We start from the raw sequence: 18378 nt of genomic DNA on the forward strand, positions 1-18378 counted from the left end.
AATTTATATATAAGCATTGAACTAAGGAGAGGTTGAGTACACATGACAAATTATATTGAAAAGATGACGTATTTAGGAACACCAGCTGTCAAAGCGGGTAATGAGCATTTGGAAATAATAGTCGTGCCTGAGTGGGGCAGCAACGTCATTTCTCTCGTAGACAAAGAAACAAAGATGCACCTTTTACGAGAACCGGAAACAACTGAAAGCTTTCATGACACACCTACATTGTATGGAATTCCCATTTTGTTTCCGCCTAACCGCATAAGTGACGGAACGTTCATTTTCCGGGGCAGAACGTATCATTTTGATATCAATGAAAAAGATAAACACCATCACCTCCACGGCTTTCTCTATGACAAAAAGTGGGACATCATAACGATGAAACAAACAGACGAAGAAGTGATCATAGAAACTGAAATTGATCTATCGGAAATTCCCCATGTTTATAAACAATTTCCGCATCATGCTGTTGTACGGATGACATACATTTTAAAAGATAACACTCTTTATAAGCATGCCACGATCATGAATAAAGGGAAGGATGCATTTCCTTGGGGGCTTGGTTATCATACGACCTTCGTTTTCCCAGAAGAGAGCTCTTTATTTTCTCTTACTGCTGATCAGCAATGGGAATTGGATGAACGTTTATTGCCGACCGGAAAGCTGATCGATATACCAAATCAGGAAGCTTTGCACGAAGGAATGCTCTTGCGGCAGCAGCTTGATGATGTCTTTTTATCTTCTTATCAGAAGAGAGGAGGAGAAAATCAGGCCGTCATTTACCATCAGCATGCACACCTGAATATGATCTACAAGGCGGATGAACAATTTAAGCATTGGGTTGTGTATAATGCTGATGGAACACAAGGGTATTTATGTCCGGAGCCTTATACATGGGTGACAAACGCAGTTAACCTTGATCTCCCTTCGTCACTCACTGGCTTACATGTGTTAGAGCCTGGTGAAGAGAAGACAGTAAAAAGCAGCATCACGATTGAGCGTAATCATCGATAGCCAATCAGGAGAGGCGGGATAAGAAAATGGGAAAAAGCATGAAGCTTTATTTTGTAATATTGCTGCTTTTCATCTTTGCTTCCATTCCATATATGCATCATGCTGTACAGGCGGCTGAAGAACAGGATACACTTGCCGGGCAGATTGAAACCATTTTAGCCAATGAACCTGCTTTAAAAGGTGCAATGGCCGGCATTACTGTCCGTTCTGCAGAAACAGGCGACGTCATTTACGACCATTTAGGGGATGTCCGGATGAGACCCGCCTCTTCTTTGAAGCTTTTTACAGCCGCCGCGGCACTTTCTGTTCTCGGTGAGGATTATTCTTTCACAACAGAAGTGCGGACAGACGGCCGCCTTAAAGGACAAAAACTGAATGGCAACCTTTATCTGAAAGGAAAAGGAGATCCGACACTTTTACCATCTGATTTTGATCAAATGGCCGAAAAGCTGAAAAAATCCGGCATCAAGTCCATAAAAGGCAATCTTGTCGCCGATGACTCATGGTATGATCATCTCCGCTATTCGCCTGATTTGCCATGGAGTGATGAGTACACTTATTACGGCGCGCAAATTTCCGCACTGACAGCGTCTCCAAATGAGGACTATGATGCAGGCACTGTGATAGTAGAAGCCAGCCCGGGAAAGAAAGAAGGACAAAAGCCAGCAATATCAGTGTCACCAAAAACGGATTATGTAGCGATTGAGAATGAGGCGAAAACAGTTGAGGCGGGAAAAAAGAAAGATCTTTCTATCGAAAGAGAACATGGAACCAATACTATCACGATTAAAGGGAGCATACCGGTTGATGCAAGCAAAACAAAAGAGTGGATTTCCGTCTGGGAGCCGGCAGGATATGCTTTAGATTTATTTAAGCAGGCTCTTAAAAAACAAGGCATTACAGTAAAAGGGGAAATCATAATGGGCACAGCGCCCGACTCTTCAGACGTACTGGCCACTCATCACTCAATGCCTTTGTCTAAGCTATTTCTTCCTTTTATGAAATTAAGCAATAACGGACACGCCGAGGTACTTGTAAAAGAGATGGGGAAAGTGGAAAAAGGAGAGGGCAGCTGGGAAAAAGGGCTTGAAGTGCTAAACAGTACGCTTCCGAATTTCAGCGTTGATCCCAAAACACTTATTTTGAGGGACGGTTCCGGGGTCTCTCATATCAACGCCGTATCATCAGACCAAATCACAAAGCTGTTATATGACATCCAAGATGAAAAGTGGTTTCAACCTTATCTGCATGCTCTGCCGGAAGCGGGGCACAGTGACAGATTGGTAGGCGGGACGCTAAGAAACCGCATGAAAGATACCCCGGCAGAAGGAAAAATAAGGGCAAAGACCGGGTCCTTAAGCACTGTCAGCTCTCTGTCTGGCTATGCAGAAACAAAGAGCGGAAAAACGCTCGTTTTCTCTATTCTTCTAAACGGTTTGATTGATGACTCGGATGGCAAAGACATTGAGGATCAAATTGCTGTTATTTTGGCAAATCAATAAAAACGCTAAACCTGTTTTCCGCGAAAACAGGTTTTTTTATATTTCTTTTTACATTATTGCGCTTGTTTTTAAAACATCCAGCTAAATATTGTAGAAATGTAACTGATACTGAGGCGGAGAATATCTTATAAACGGTTCAACACTATCCTCATATGAAATTAAATAAACGAAGAAAAAATCTAGTGATGAAGAACTATTAAAAATCGATACTTTCATAACTTTACATTCGAAATCCTAATAAAATTAATCAAGAAAAATAAATAATTAATACTATATTCAAAAAAATGTTATAAAAATTTTATATTTTTTATTGTACTTTAAAAAAATTCGGTTAATATAATGCATATATGGATTATATAGTCATATAATTTCTTTTTATTATAATTATTTCAGTTTCTTATCCTCTTATAAATTAGAATTGGAGGGAATTCGTTGAAAGAAAATACTTATGGTTTAACTCATGCCCAAAGGAGAGTTTGGTTTACTGAACTGTTGGAGCCTGGTACAAGCATCTGTAATCTGACCGCCTGTGTAAAATTCAGGGGTGATGTTGATCTTGATGCTCTTCAGTTGGCTCTGAACCTTTCAATCTCCCGTAATGATGCAATCAGGTTCCAGCTGACAGAAGGAATTGAATCGGAGTCAGAGCCTCGTCTGTATCTTGCAGAATACAAAGGATTATCACTTGAAATAATAGATTTTACAAATGCTGAAATGACTGAAACAGAGCAATGGATTCATGATCAAGCCAGAATTCCGTTTAAGCTGCTTGATTCGCCTCTGTATCAATTTTATCTCCTTAGAATCCACCCCCATGAAATTTGGCTATATGCGAAATTCCATCATATTATCATGGACGGCATCTCTTTAAATTTGATGGGAAATCAAATTATTAATCTGTATCAAAAAATCAAAAAAGGGGAGCCTATACCCGATGAGCAAGAGCCTTCCTACATTAGCTACATAGAAAAAGAGAGGCAGTACTTACAATCTTCACGTTTTGAAAAAGACCATTTGTTTTGGACGCAAACCTACCAACAGCCGCCGGAATACCACTCACTAACCGGACAGAGCACTTCACAAAAGCAGAGTACCTCCGCATCGAGAGATACTATCACACTTTCACCTTACCTAGCACATACCATCCAAGCTTTTTGCGAAGAACAGAAAATCAGTATGATTTCCTTATTTATGGCTTCATTTTACATATGTATCAGCCGCATCACCTCTAAAACGGACCTTGCGATCGGAACCTACTATGGAAACAGGGGGTCAAAGGCGGAGAAAGAAATGCTTGGCATGTTTGTCAGCTCTCTTCCAATCAGAAAAACGGTTGATTCTGACGCCGATTTTCTTTCCTTTGTACGCAGTGTCGGCAGAGAACAGCTTTCAGTCATGCGCCATCAAAGATTTCCTTATAATTTGCTGGTGAATGAATTAAGAAAAGAACACAAGGATTTACACAACCTGATCGGTATATCAATGCAGTACCATCCGCTTCAGTGGCAAAAAGCGGATGATTTGAACTATGAGACGGCGCTTTATTTCAGCGGATACACCGCGAATGAGCTTTCTGTTCAAATACAGGAGCGGATAGATACTGGAGCCATTCAATTAAATTTCGACTATCAAAATATCTTATTTTCTCTTGAGGACATTAAACGGATTCAGCACCACCTGCTTACGTTGCTGGAAAACGCGCTTCAAAATCCGCATAGTACTATAAAAGAATTAGATATGGCAGAAAAACGTGAGAAAGAAAAAGTTTTGTATGAATTTAACAGAACGAAAGCTGTTTCGCCTGCAGCTTCGACGCTGCACGGTCTGTTTGAACGTCAGGCAGCTTTGACGCCGGATCGAACGGCCTTACGCTTTTCTGGCGGTTCGCTGACTTACGCGCAGCTTGACATGTACGCCAACAGGCTGGCAGTGCGCCTTACGGCGCATGGTATCACGAAGGAAAGCATTGTCGGTGTTCTAAGCGAGCGGTCGCCGGACATGCTGACAGCCGTTCTCGCCGTATTAAAGGCAGGCGGAGCTTATGTGCCGCTTGATCCTGTATATCCAGAGGAGCGGCTGAGCTATATGCTGAAAGACAGCGGGGCAGCATTGTTGCTGACGCAGCCGGGATTAAAGGCACCTGATTTTTCCGGAAAGACACTTGAAGTGGATATGACGGCTCTTGCGAATGAAGAATCTGAATATTACTCTCTTCATCAAGCAGACAGCGATTCTCTCGCCTATGTGATCTATACGTCGGGCTCCACTGGACGGCCGAAAGGGGTCGCCGTGGAGCACCGCCAGGCGGTTTCCTTTCTGACCGGCATGCAGATGCAGTTTCCTTTAGAGGAAGACGACATCATTATGATGAAAACGTCTTTTTCCTTTGATGCATCTGTCTGGCAGCTGTTTTGGTGGACGCTTTCAGGTGCTTCGGCCTATCTGCTTCCGTCCGAATGGGAGAAAGATCCGGCATTGATGGTAAAAGCCATTCGAGAGGAAGGCGTTACAATTGCCCATTTTATCCCGGCCATGCTGAACAGCTTTTTGGATCAAGCAGAAATAGAGGCACCGAGAAGCCTGAAGCGCGTATTCGCCGGAGGTGAACCGCTGGCACCCCATACGGCAGCCCGTTTCGCTTCTTTGCTGCCGGAGACATCACTGGTCCACGGCTACGGGCCGACAGAAGCAACCGTTGATGCGGCATTTTACTCGTGTAATCCTGAGCTGGACAAGGATCGCTTGCGCCTTCCGATCGGAAAACCCGTGCCTGGCGCGCGTCTGTATGTGTTAGATCCTCATTTAGCCGTACAGCCTGTCGGCGTAGCGGGAGAATTGTATATCGCCGGAGCCGGCGTCGCCAGAGGCTACTTGAATCGTCCGGAATTAACAGAAGAACGTTTTCTTGATGATCCATTTTATCCGGGTGAACGCATGTACAAAACGGGTGATTTGGCGCGCTGGCTGCCAGACGGACAGGTTGAATTCCTTGGCCGTCTGGATGACCAGGTGAAAATCCGCGGCTACCGGATTGAGCCGGGAGAAATCGAAGCGGCGCTCAGAAGCATAGAAGGCGTGCGGGAAGCGGCTGTAACCGTTCGTACAGAAAGCGGCGAGGCGGAATTATGTGCGTATGCGGAAGGGCTCGGAAGAAATGAAGTGCGCAAGCAGCTTGAGACATTGCTGCCGGGCTATATGATTCCTGCTCATATCATTGAGATGGAACAATGGCCGGTTACCCCGAGCGGAAAGCTCGACCGAAAAGCGCTGCCTGCTCCTGACGGAGCGGCAGATCGGGAAATCTACACAGCGCCGAGAAATCTGACAGAGATGAAGCTTTCCCAGCTGTGGGAGGAAGTGCTGAAAAGCGGCCCTGTCGGCATTCACGACAACTTTTTTGACCGGGGCGGCCATTCCTTAAAAGCCACCGCGCTTGTCTCCCGGATCGCCAAGGAACTCGGCGTCCAAGTGCCGCTGAAGGATGTGTTTGCCCATCCGACGGTAGAAGGTTTGGCTTCTGTCATCAGCGAAGGAACGGAAAGTCCGTATGAAGCCATTAAGCCGGCTGAAAAACGCGAGACCTACCCGGTTTCCTCCGCCCAAAAGCGGATGTATGTGCTCCAGCAGCTGGAGGATGGAGGCACAGGCTACAATATGCCGGCAGTCTTGGAGCTGGAAGGAAAGCTGGATCTTACAAGAATGGATGCCGTATTCAAAAAGCTGATCAAACGCCACGAGTCACTGCGCACGTCCTTTACAACGGACACAGGCGGCGAGCCGGTTCAGCGCATCCATGACGAAGTGCCGTTTACATTCCACACCTCTGTGCTCGGCGGACAAACTGAACAGGAAGCCGCGGCAGCTTTTATCCAGCCGTTTGACCTCAGCCAAGCTCCGCTGTTCCGGGCGGGAATCGTCAAGGTATCAGACGGGCGGCATCTATTACTGGTCGATATGCATCACATTATTTCAGACGGTGTGTCAGTCAATACGCTCATTCGGGAATTCGGGGAGCTGTACGCCAATCAGGAGCTTCCTCCGCTTCACATTCAATATAAAGACTATGCCGTATGGCAGGAGGCCTTTAAAAAAGGAGACACGTACAAGACGCAGGAGGCATACTGGCTGAAGCAGCTCGAAGGCGAGCTGCCCGTACTGGACCTGCCGGCTGATTACGCCCGGCCGCCGGTGCGAAGCTTCGCGGGTGATCAAGTCTCATTTACGCTCGATCAAGAACTCACAGCCGGGCTTCACAAGCTCGCACGCGAGAACGGAAGCACCCTGTACATGGTGCTCCTGGCAGCTTACACAGCGTTATTGGCGCGCTTAAGCGGACAGGAAGACATCATCGTCGGGTCACCAATTGCCGGACGTCCTCACAAAGATCTTGAGTCGATACTTGGAATGTTCGTCAACACCCTGGCGCTTCGGGCACGCCCGGAGGGCGGGAAGCCATTTGCGCAATTTTTGCAGGAAGTGCGTGAGACCGCATTGGAAGCTTACGAACATCAGGATTATCCGTTCGAAGAGCTTGTCGATAAGCTCGGCGTGACAAGGGATATGAGCCGAAATCCAGTGTTTGATGCGATGTTTATTCTTCAAAATATGGACAAACAAGACATTAATCTTGGAGACATAAAAGCACGGCCTGCAAATGTCATTCATCAAATTTCTGTATTTGACATGACGTTGATTGCGGTTGAATCAGATGGAGTCATCAAATGTGACATGGAATTTAGTACCGACGTATTTATGAGAACGACAATTGAACGCTGGACGGCTCATTTTACCGAATTTTTGCGTGCTGCCACGTCAGATCCTAATACAACTCTCTCACAAGTGAATATACTCAGCGAAAAAGAAAAACAAAAGATTTTGATAGAACTCAACAAAACCCACGTTGAATGTTCTCAAACTGATACCGTTTTTCATCGCATGTTTGAAAAGAGGGCTGAAGAGACACCGGAGCATATTGCTGTTATGGACGGTGAAAAACAGATCAGCTATCGCCATCTCAACGAAAAAGCCAATCGTCTGGCGCGCACACTGCAAGAAAAAGGAAAAGAGACGCAGCCAATCGTTGCTGTTTTAGCAGAGCGATCCATTGATGCTATTGTTGGTATTTTAGCCGTTATGAAAGCCGGCGGCGTGTATATTCCGATAGATTCTCATTATCCAAAAGCCCGGATTGAATACCTTCTCAAAGACAGCGGGGCTGAAATTCTTCTTTTACAGAATGAAGTAAAGCATTTGATTGCAGGCTCAGATATAGGTGATATTTCTCGCATCTGTCTTGATGATGAAAGTTTCTATGAAGCAAAAAGATGCAACCTTGCTTCATCTCCTGCCCCGGAGGACTCGGCATACATCATTTATACGTCAGGAACAACCGGTGCGCCTAAAGGCGTTATCGTTACGCACCGCAACTTTGCTCATGCTGTTCTTGCATGGCGCAGCATATATCAGCTCGATCAAATGCCTGTCAGGCTGCTTCAAATGGCGAGTTTTTCCTTTGATGTCTTTTCAGGAGACTTGGCGAGAACATTGGCCAACGGAGGGACTCTAGTCATATGCCCTGATGAAACAAGGCTTGAGCCTGCTGAATTATATGCATTGATGAACCGCCAGCGTATCACGATCATGGAGTCAACACCGGCACTCATTGTCCCATTTATGGAATATGTTTACCGCAACAAGCTCAGTCTTCCTGACTTAGACATCCTTATTCTTGGTTCGGATATGGTGAAAGCCCATGATTTCAAAACATTGGCGGACCGTTTCGGAAACAAAATGCGCTTAATCAATAGTTACGGGGTCACAGAGGCCACGATTGATTCAAGTTACTATGAAATGAATATGGGTGAAGAGTATTCGGGAGACAGCGTACCGATCGGCATCCCGCTTCCCAATGTAAAACTGTATGTACTCAGCCAGACTGACCAAATACAGCCGATCGGTATTGCCGGCGAGCTTTGTATCGGCGGAGCCGGCGTTGCCAAGGGCTATCACGGAAAATTTGAATTAACGGAAAAGAAATTTACAAAAAATCCATTTGTATCCGGAGAAAGACTCTACAGAACAGGGGATCTGGCTTGCTGGCTTCCAAACGGCACTCTCAGGCTTCTTGGCCGGATAGATCATCAAGTAAAAATAAACGGGTACAGGATCGAAACAGAAGAAATTGAAAGTGTGCTTCTCCAAACCGGACTTGTCAATGAAGCGGTTGTAGCGGTTCAAAGTGATACGAATGGACAGGCTCGTTTGGCAGCGTATATTCTGCCTTCAGATGCCGATACAACGGTTCTCCGCGGTGCTTTATCGAAAATGCTGCCGGCATATATGATCCCTGCGCATATCATTCCTTTGGAAACTATGCCGCTGACATTAAACGGGAAGCTGGACAGAAAAGCCTTACCGGTACCAAATGAAGCTTTCTCGCGGCCGTATACTGCACCGGTCAACGAATTGCAGGGAATGACAGCGCAGATTTGGGAGGACGTGCTGAGCGTGTCTCGAGTTGGCATTCACGACTCCTTTTTTGAGCTTGGAGGAGACTCTATTAAAGCACTGCAAGTGTCCGCCCGGCTGGCAGCTGAAGGCTGGAGCATGACTATACAAGATTTATTCCGTTATCCAACAGTTCATGAGCTGAGCAGCCACATCACTCCATTGATATCTCAGGCAGAACAGAGGCCTATCGAAGGTGAAGCGGATCTCACACCGATTCAGAGCAAATTTTTCGATCAGCGTCATGCTTTTCGTGATCATTACAACCAATCGGTCATGCTTTTCAGCGAAAAGGGGTTTCATGCTGACGCGCTTCGCCAAGCGCTGCGCAAATTGACTGAGCATCATGACGCGCTTCGCATGGTGTTTACACAGGATCATACCGGGCGTGTCGTTCAGTACAATCGCGGTATTCAGATTACTGAAAATGAACTGTTCGGATTTCATCTAGCGGATTGGACAAAGGAACAGGCAAAAGGCACACTCTTGGAAGAAAAATTTGCCGCTGAGGAAATCGTGATTCAAAGCAATATGAATGTAAAAGAAGGACCTTTGCTGCAAGCAGGATTGTTTAAAACGACAGAGGGAGACCATTTGCTGATTACGATCCACCATCTCGCTGTAGATGGCGTTTCTTGGAGGATTCTGCTTGAAGATTTAGCTGCAGCCTACCAACAGTCTTTGGAGCAAACAGAGATCAAACTGCCGCCGAAAAGCGATTCTTATTTATCATATGCCAGCGGTCTGGCACAGATAGCCGGGAGCCGGCAATTGTTATCAGAAATAACATATTGGCAAACGATTTTAGATGCCCATAATGTTTTTCTGCCTAAGGACATAGCTGAGTCGGACAGGCATCAAAGCAGTGCTGAAACAGCTGCGTTTGTATTAGCCAGTGACTGGACTAAAAAACTGCTGTTTGAAACGCAGCAAGCCTATGGTACTGATGCCAACGAACTTTTGCTGACTGCTTTAGGAATGGCGCTTTATGAATGGAGCGGACACGAACAAATTGTGATCAGCGCTGAGGGCCATGGAAGAGAAGGACATGTTCCGAATATTGATATTTCACGAACAGTAGGTTGGTTCACTTCTATATATCCTATCCTTCTGGACATGAGTGCACCGCATTCATCTGAAGATCAGCTCGGTTACAGAATCAAAGCGACAAAGGACAGGCTGAGAAGAGTGCCACACAAGGGAACGGGCTACGGCTTATTAGTACAAAAGGGAGCCATACAGCATAAAGAGCCTGAGATCAGCTTCAATTATCTTGGACAATTCAGCGAAGGTGAGGGTTCTGATTTGTTTCAACTGTCTTCTTATCAGCCTCGTTACGAAATAGCGGGGGAGAGAGAAAGAGAGTACGAGCTCGATATTAATGCTTTGATAACAGACGGACGCCTGCAAGTCAAAGCAGTATACACCCGGGTGTTCCGCGAAAACACAATTCAGTGTTTGATGGACAGCTTTCACAGTCATCTTATCGAGATCATTGAGCATTGTACAAAGAAAAAAGAACGAGAAAAAACGCTGAGCGATTTCAGCAACAAAGAACTAACGCCATCCGCATTATCTAGCATCGAAAATCTCGTTAAAGATCTTTAACTTTTGGAAAAGGTGTGTGGAATTGATGACGCAAGCAACGCAGATCCAAGATATTTATCCGTTATCGTACATGCAGGAAGGGATGCTGTTTCATTCACTGCTTGATTTCAGCTCTAAAGCCTATGTGGAACAAACCTCGTTTACCATTACAGGCAGCCTGTGTATCGATTCGTTTCAAAAGAGCTTAAATCTTCTTGTTTCCCGATACGATATTTTCAGAACCATATTCCTTAAGGAGGTTCCAGACCTCACTGGGCCGCAGCAAGTTGTGCTGACAAACCGTGAATTGACCGTACAAAGGGAAGATCTTTCTCACCTGAAACATGATGAGCAGCTTGCTCTGATAGAAGACTTTATGCAGCAGGACCGGGAAAAAGGGTTTCACTTGCAAAAAGATCCGTTAATGCGGCTCACGCTTTTTGATAGAGGAGACAGCACATATACATGTGTCTGGACGCATCACCATATCATCATGGATGGCTGGTGCCTGGGCATCATCCTCAAAGAATTCTTCAGCATGTATAACTCACTTAAAAATAACAGGCCTGTACAGCTCGGCAGCACGGTGCCGTACAGCCGTTATATTGAATGGCTCGGAGAACAAGATAAAGAAGAAACCGCTGCATACTGGAGAGATTACCTGCAGGAGTACGGCAATACCGCTTCTATTCCTAAACTAAAAAGCCGCTCAGCGAATGGGGAATATGAAGCCGCAAATATCCGTTTTTCTTTAGAGCCGGCTATCGTTCAGAAATTGACAGCAGCTGCCCAAAATTGGGGAGTTACATTAAACACTTTATTTATGAGTCTATGGGGTGTTCTTCTCCATCGTTACAACGGTACGGATGACGCGGTCTTCGGCTCTGTTGTTTCCGGACGTCCGTCAGCGATTGACGGGATCGAGTCAATGGTCGGCTTGTTTATTAACACTGTTCCGGTGCGTATTCGATCTGCAGAGAAAATGGCATTTTCTACGCTTGTCAAATCCGTGCAGGAGGATACTTTACGTTCTGAGCAGCATGGTTATTATCCGCTTTATGAGATTCAAAACCGCAGTGCTTTGAAGCAAGGATTGATCGATCATATTCTTGTCTTTGAAAATTATCCTGTACAGCTTCAGCAGGCAGTCAATAGGCAAAGCGAAAATGACGAAAACGCATTGAAGCTAGATGACATTTCTATGTCAGAACAAACCAGCTATGACCTTAATGTTGTCATCGTTCCAGGTGAATCATTTTATATTAAATTCAGCTACAATGCCGCCGTTTATGAACGTGAAGAGGTGCTTCGGATTCAGGGGCACCTCATGCAGGCAATGGATTGTATTTTGTCAAATCCCGATATTGCTGTCGACAGCATCAACATTGTGCCTCCTGAAGAACGTAAGCTCATTCAATCGTTTAACGAAACGGAGCGCCATTATCCAAGCAAAACGCTATCCCAATTGTTTGAGGAACAGGCTCTCAAAACACCTGACGCGGCTGCTTTGAGAATGGGAGATGAGTGCCGGACATATCGGCAATTAGATGAAAGAGCCAATCAGATTGCACACGCCCTGATAGAAAAGGGAGCTGGATCTGGCGGGATTGTCGCTGTGATGATGGAACGGTCAATGGACATGGCTGCTGCCCTGCTTGGAATTTGGAAAGCCGGAGGCGCTTATCTGCCTCTTGATCCAAGTTATCCGAAAGAGCGGCTTTCTTTTCTGCTGCATGACAGTCAAGCAGCTCTCTTACTGACAGAAGAAGAACTTATTTCATCCATCCCGTCAGGCTATAAAGGCAGAATTGTGACATCAGGACATACAACACATTACAGAACGGACTCTCCTGATGCATCGATTGGTGAGCTTGCCTACCTGATCTATACGTCAGGAACGACAGGACGGCCAAAAGGAGTGCTCGTTGACCATCAAGGAATTGCAAATACCTTGCAGTGGAGACGGGAAGAGTACGGCATGAGCGAAGGGGATACAGCACTTCATCTGTTTTCCTATGTTTTCGACGGCTGCGTGACGAGCTTGTTTACTCCGCTTCTGTCCGGCGCATGCGTGCTGCTGACAACAGATAACGAAGCGAAGGACGTGCTCGCCCTTAGACGGAAAATAGCTCAATACAAGGTTAGTCATATGCTTATTGTTCCTTCCTTGTACCGGGTGTTATTAGAAGTGCTGACTGCTGAAGATGCACAAAGTCTTCGTATCGTGACATTTGCGGGCGAGGCAGTGACTCCTGACCTGCTTGAGACTAGCAGAAAGATTTGTCCCTCCGCTGAACTTGCAAATGAATATGGACCGACAGAAAACAGCGTGGCAACAACAATCCTTCGTCATCTAAACGAAGAAGAGAGAATCACGATCGGACACCCGATCGCCAATACAAAAGTATATATTTTACAAGGAGAGCAACTGCAGCCGATAGGCGCGGCGGGTGAACTGTGTATTTCCGGCGCGGGTCTCGCACAAGGGTACTATAAGCGCACAGAGCTAACAGAGAAAGCATTCACAGACCATCCATTCCTCAAAGGGGAACGCTTATATCGAACCGGAGATGCAGGGCGCTTCCTGCCTGATGGCACGATTGAATATATTGGACGTTTTGATGATCAGGTAAAAATCAGGGGATATCGCATTGAATTAAGTGAGATTGAAACTGTTCTTCGGCAAGCATCTGGAGTGAAGGAAGCTGCAGTGCTGGCCCGTGATGTTTCTGATGAGGAAAAGGAACTCGTTGCTTATATCGTTCCGGAAAAAGGAAACGGCCTTCCGAATCTGCACCAGCATCTTGCCGGTACATTGCCGTCCTATATGATTCCCGCAAGCATCATCAAAATCACTCAAATGCCGTTAACATCCAGCGGGAAGCTCGACCGTTCCGCACTTCCGGAACCAGAAAACACTACTAGCTTAACGTACATGCCGCCACAAACCTTAATGGAAACTGAACTGGCACGCATTTGGGAAGAGGTGCTGAACAAAAATCAAATCGGTATACGCGATGATTTCTTTCAATTAGGCGGACAGTCCTTAAAAGCAGCCACACTCGTATCAAGAATACATAAACGGCTGAATATCGAGCTGCCGCTCAGTGACGTTTTTTCTTATCCGACCGTGGAAAGTATGGCAGCCAAACTGATGAGTTTACGTGAGCATGCTTTTACGCAGATTGAACCTGCGGATTTTAGAGATGTTTATCCGCTGTCTTTCTCGCAAAAAAGATTATACGCTCTTTACCAGTTGGCAGATGACAGCACAGGCTACAACATGCCGGCGGTACTGGAACTGCGAGGACATTTGGATCGCGGGAGATTGAGAAAAGTACTCACAGAGCTTGTGAATCGGCATGAATCATTGCGTACGGCATTTGAACTGAACAACGGAGAGCCAGTGCAAAAGATTCATCCGGCGCTGGCAGCTGATCTGAAAGAGCTTGAAATTGAATCAGAGCAAATGCTGCAGTCTGTGATCTCGTCCTTTATCAAACCGTTTGATCTTACCGCGGGACCGCTTTTTAGAGCAAGCTTGATATCTCTCGAAAAAGAAAGAGCCTATTTGTTGCTTGATATGCATCACATCATTGCTGACGGAATCTCTATGAGTACACTCGTCCAAGAATTCACTGATCTTTATTGCGGAAAAGAGCTTCCAGCTTTAAACCTGCATTATAAGGATTTTGCGGTTTGGCAGCAAGAGAAGTTTCCGAAAACGCATTACAGCAAACAGGAGGCCTACTGGCTGAAGCAGCTTGGCGGCAGCCTTCCAGTATTGGATTTGCCACTTGATAAAACGAGGCCGCTTCTGCCTGATTTCAGCGGCGGAACATTTGAAGTAAACATTGATAAAAGAACGGCGGAAGAACTGCACCGCTTGATGTTTGAAACGGGAACGACGATGTATATGCTCCTTCTGTCTGTCTATTCCATCATGCTTTCCAAACTGAGCGGGCAGGAGGATATCGTTGTCGGCTCGCCTGCTGCCGGGAGACCGCACGCTGATCTGGAGCGAGTTATCGGGATGTTTGTCAATACATTAGCTATGCGATGCCAGCCTGAGGGCCGCAAAACGTTCAGCTCTTATTTGCAGGAAATTCGCGAACTTGCTCTGACTGCATACGAGCATCAGGATTATCCTTTTGAAGAGCTCGTCAATAAGCTTGAAACGAAACGGGAGGTAAATCGCAATCCACTGTTTGACGCGATGCTCGTGCTCCAAAACAGCGAAGATTTCCGGTTTGAAGTGCCTGGTTTGTCTATCTCGTCTGTAACCCCGTCACACAATGTATCTAAATTCGATTTGACATTACACGCTGAGGAGCATTCCGATGGCATTCGCTGCCGCTTCGAATACAGTACCGCACTGTTTGAAGAAGAGACCATTGCAAGATGGGCTTCCCATTTTATTGAGCTGGTGAAAGGAATAACGTCTGATATCCATATGAAGCTTTCGGAAATGCAATTGCTTTCTGCTCCAGCGCGCGAATTGCTTCTTGAAACGATGGGTCAGTATGCTGACTATCCAAGAGATGAAAGCATCGTTCGTCTATTTGAAAAACAAGCAGCTGAACATCCCGAACATACTGCAGTGATATGCGATCATATACGGATGACTTATCGTGACCTGAATGAAAAAGCAGAACGGACAGCGGCTATGCTGATGAAACAAGGAGTCCGATCCGGGGATATCATCGGTTTATTGTTTGATCGATCGCCTGATATGGTGATTGGCGTTTTATCTATTCTAAAGGCCGGAGGGGCATACTTGCCGATTGACCCTGAATATCCTCAAGAACGCATCAGCTTTATGCTGAATGACAGCGGGGCAAGAATTCTCCTGACAGAGCACGGACACAACAAGCCGGCGGATTACCATGGGCAAATTTTATACCTGAATGACGCCGAAAACGAATTGATTTCGCCTGATTTGAAAGCGCAAGAAACATTAGCAGACCAGCCAGCTTATGTGATTTATACATCTGGAACCACTGGGCAGCCAAAGGGCGTCGTTGTCGAGCATCGCAATGTGATTAGTCTATTGAAGCATCAGGACCTGCCTTTTGATTTTGGCAGTGAGGACGTTTGGACTTTATTTCATTCATATTGCTTTGATTTCTCAGTATGGGAAATGTTCGGAGCATTGCTGAATGGAAGTACGCTGGTTCTTGTCTCCAGAGAAACAGCCCGCGATCCAAACGCATTCCGCTTATTGTTAAAAAACGAAGGCGTCACAGTACTCAATCAGACTCCAACTGCTTTTTACGGACTCATTCATGAAGAAGAAAACCATACGGACCGATTACATGTGCGATATGTTATTTTCGGCGGAGAAGCTTTACAGCCCGGCATGCTTGTAACCTGGAACGAGAAATACCCTGATACTGATCTGATCAATATGTACGGCATTACTGAAACAACTGTACATGTGACATATAAGAAATTGTCCTCAGCTGATATAGAAAAAAATAAGAGCAATATCGGAAAACCGCTGGCAACTCTTCAGGCTTATGTGATGGATGCTCATATGAATCTTCAGCCTACAGGAGTTCCAGGAGAGCTGTATATTGGCGGAGAAGGGGTAGCCCGGGGATATTTGAACAGAGATGATCTGACCGCGGCCCGATTTGTACCTAATCCTTATCTTCCGGGAGACAGATTATACCGAACCGGAGACCTTGCAAAGCGTCTGGCAAGTGGAGATCTGGAATATATGGGCCGCATTGATGATCAAGTAAAGGTGAGAGGACACCGCATCGAGCTCGGCGAAATCCAGGCGTCTCTGCTTCAGCTTCCAATAATCAAAGAGGCTGCTGTCATCACAAGAGATGATGAACAAGGCCAATCCGCTGTATATGCTTACTTGGTTGCGGAAGATGGACAGGTCGTAAATGAAGCAGATATCAGGGCTGCCCTGAGAGCCGTTCTGCCTGATTTTATGGTGCCTGCCCGCTTGATCCAGATTGACAGCATCCCGCTGACGGTTAACGGCAAGCTCGACCAGAAAGCCCTGCCGGAACCAGATAAGCGCGCTCAAACTGAGAATGATATCAGCCCTAGAAATGAGATTGAAAAGGCGATGGCTGACATTTGGGAGGAACTGCTCGAAGCGGAGGAGATAGGTGTCAGCGCGAATTTCTTTGAGCTTGGAGGGGATTCAATAAAAGCGTTGCAGGTGTGTGCACGGCTGAAGCAGCGAGGCTATGAAACGACAGTGCGTGAGATGTTTGAGCATCAGACGCTTGGTGAACTGTCCGCCCGCGTTCGAAAAGCCGTACGCGTAATTGACCAAACGCCAGTCGAAGGCGAGCTGCCTTGGACACCTGTACAGCAATGGTTTTTTTCACAATCATTGGAAGCCCATCATTTTAATCAATCTGTCATGCTCTACCGGGCTGAACGATTTGATGACATTGCACTCAGAAATGTGCTGAGAAGCTTGGTGACTCATCATGACGCACTGAGAATCATATGCCGTTACAAAGATGGCAAGCCTGTACAGGTTAACAGAGGAGCAGATCTTCCGGATGAGGAGCTATATGCCTTCGATCTGTTTGATATAAGAGATCATCGTTCAAATACAGCCGGAAATGCACAGGGCTTGTCAGCCGAAGCACACAAACAGATTGAAGAAATGGCAAACCAAATTCAGCAAACCATTCGATTGGAGACTGGCCCTTTGCTTCATGCTGGTTTGTTTAAAGCCGATGATGGAGACCATTTGTTTCTGACGATCCATCACTTAGTCATTGATGCCGTTTCATGGCGCATTTTATTTGAGGATTTTTCAATTGCTTACGAACAGGCAGTCTCAGGAAAACCCATCGTACTGCCGGAAAAAACGGATTCATATTTCACTTATGCACAAACATTGGCTGACTATTCAAAAAGCCGTCGTCTGCAGCGTGAAATCGCGTATTGGAATGAGCGGGAGGACCGGCATATTGAGCGTATTCCCAAAGATCATTCGATCACATCGAACTCATTCAAAGATACAGAAGTAATTGATTTCGAGCTGTCTCGTGAAGATACAGAATTGCTGTTAACTGCTGCAAACAATGCATACAACACGGAAACGAATGATATCCTTCTGACTGCTTTAGGTCTAGCTTTGCAGGAATGGACGGGACTTGACCATTTCAAAATCAGTATGGAGGGCCACGGCAGAGAAGATTATCTTGACAATATTGACATAAACAGAACAGTAGGCTGGTTTACTTCAATTTATCCTGTATGGCTTGATATGAGTGATTCTGACCATACGGATGAAGGTGAGCGGCTAGGGCGACACATTAAGCAGACAAAAGACATGCTGCACCGCATACCGCATAAAGGCGCAGGCTATGGAGTGCTGAAATATATCAATAAGATATGGGATTCTGAGTACAGCGACCCGGAAATCAGCTTTAATTACTTAGGCCAGTTTGATCAGGATGTTCAATCAAAAGCTTTTGAGATTTCTGATATTAAGACAGGGAATGAAATCAGCCCGGATTGGGAGCGGCCTTATGTGTTAGATATCAGCGGAGCCGTTTCATCAGGATGCCTGCACATGCACATTATTTATAACCGTCTTCAGTTTAAGAAACAAACCATACAAGCATTAGCCGATCATCTTAAACATGCGCTTGAAAACATGATTCAGCATTGCGCGGGCAAAGAAAACCGCGAATGGAGTGCCGCTGATTTTACTGATGAGGATTTAACGCTGGAGGATTTAAGTGAGATTATGGGGGCCGTCAACAAATTATAGGAG

At 45.8% G+C, this 18378-nt stretch carries 4 protein-coding genes; all 4 read left to right on the forward strand.

The features are described 5' to 3' along the window. The first annotated feature begins 42 nt into the window (after positions 1–42). The 4 genes from galM to fenD all read left to right on the forward strand — a co-directional run bounded on the left by galM (position 43) and on the right by fenD (position 18375). Positions 43–1017 carry an aldose 1-epimerase gene (galM, locus tag ACQVGS_RS12010; RefSeq protein ID WP_101861452.1) on the forward strand — a complete coding sequence of 325 codons (975 nt, stop codon included), beginning with the start codon at positions 43–45 and terminating at the stop codon, positions 1015–1017. Positions 1018–1043: 26 nt separating this feature from the next. Beyond that, the gene (gene dacB / locus ACQVGS_RS12015; protein WP_400153638.1) at positions 1044–2519 is read left to right on the forward strand and encodes a D-alanyl-D-alanine carboxypeptidase/D-alanyl-D-alanine endopeptidase; all 1476 of its coding nucleotides are present in this window, start codon (positions 1044–1046) and stop codon (positions 2517–2519) included. A 432-nt stretch (positions 2520–2951) separates the two neighbouring features. Continuing rightward, positions 2952–10634 carry a fengycin non-ribosomal peptide synthetase FenC gene (gene fenC / locus ACQVGS_RS12020; protein WP_491830265.1) on the forward strand — a complete coding sequence of 2561 codons (7683 nt, stop codon included), beginning with the start codon at positions 2952–2954 and terminating at the stop codon, positions 10632–10634. Positions 10635–10659: 25 nt separating this feature from the next. Beyond that, positions 10660–18375 (forward strand): fengycin non-ribosomal peptide synthetase FenD, encoded by a 7716-nt coding sequence (gene fenD, locus ACQVGS_RS12025; protein ID WP_263463805.1) that lies wholly within the window; start codon positions 10660–10662, stop codon positions 18373–18375. Positions 18376–18378: the final 3 nt, after the last annotated feature.

This window comes from Bacillus sp. SD127 (assembly GCF_058566445.1).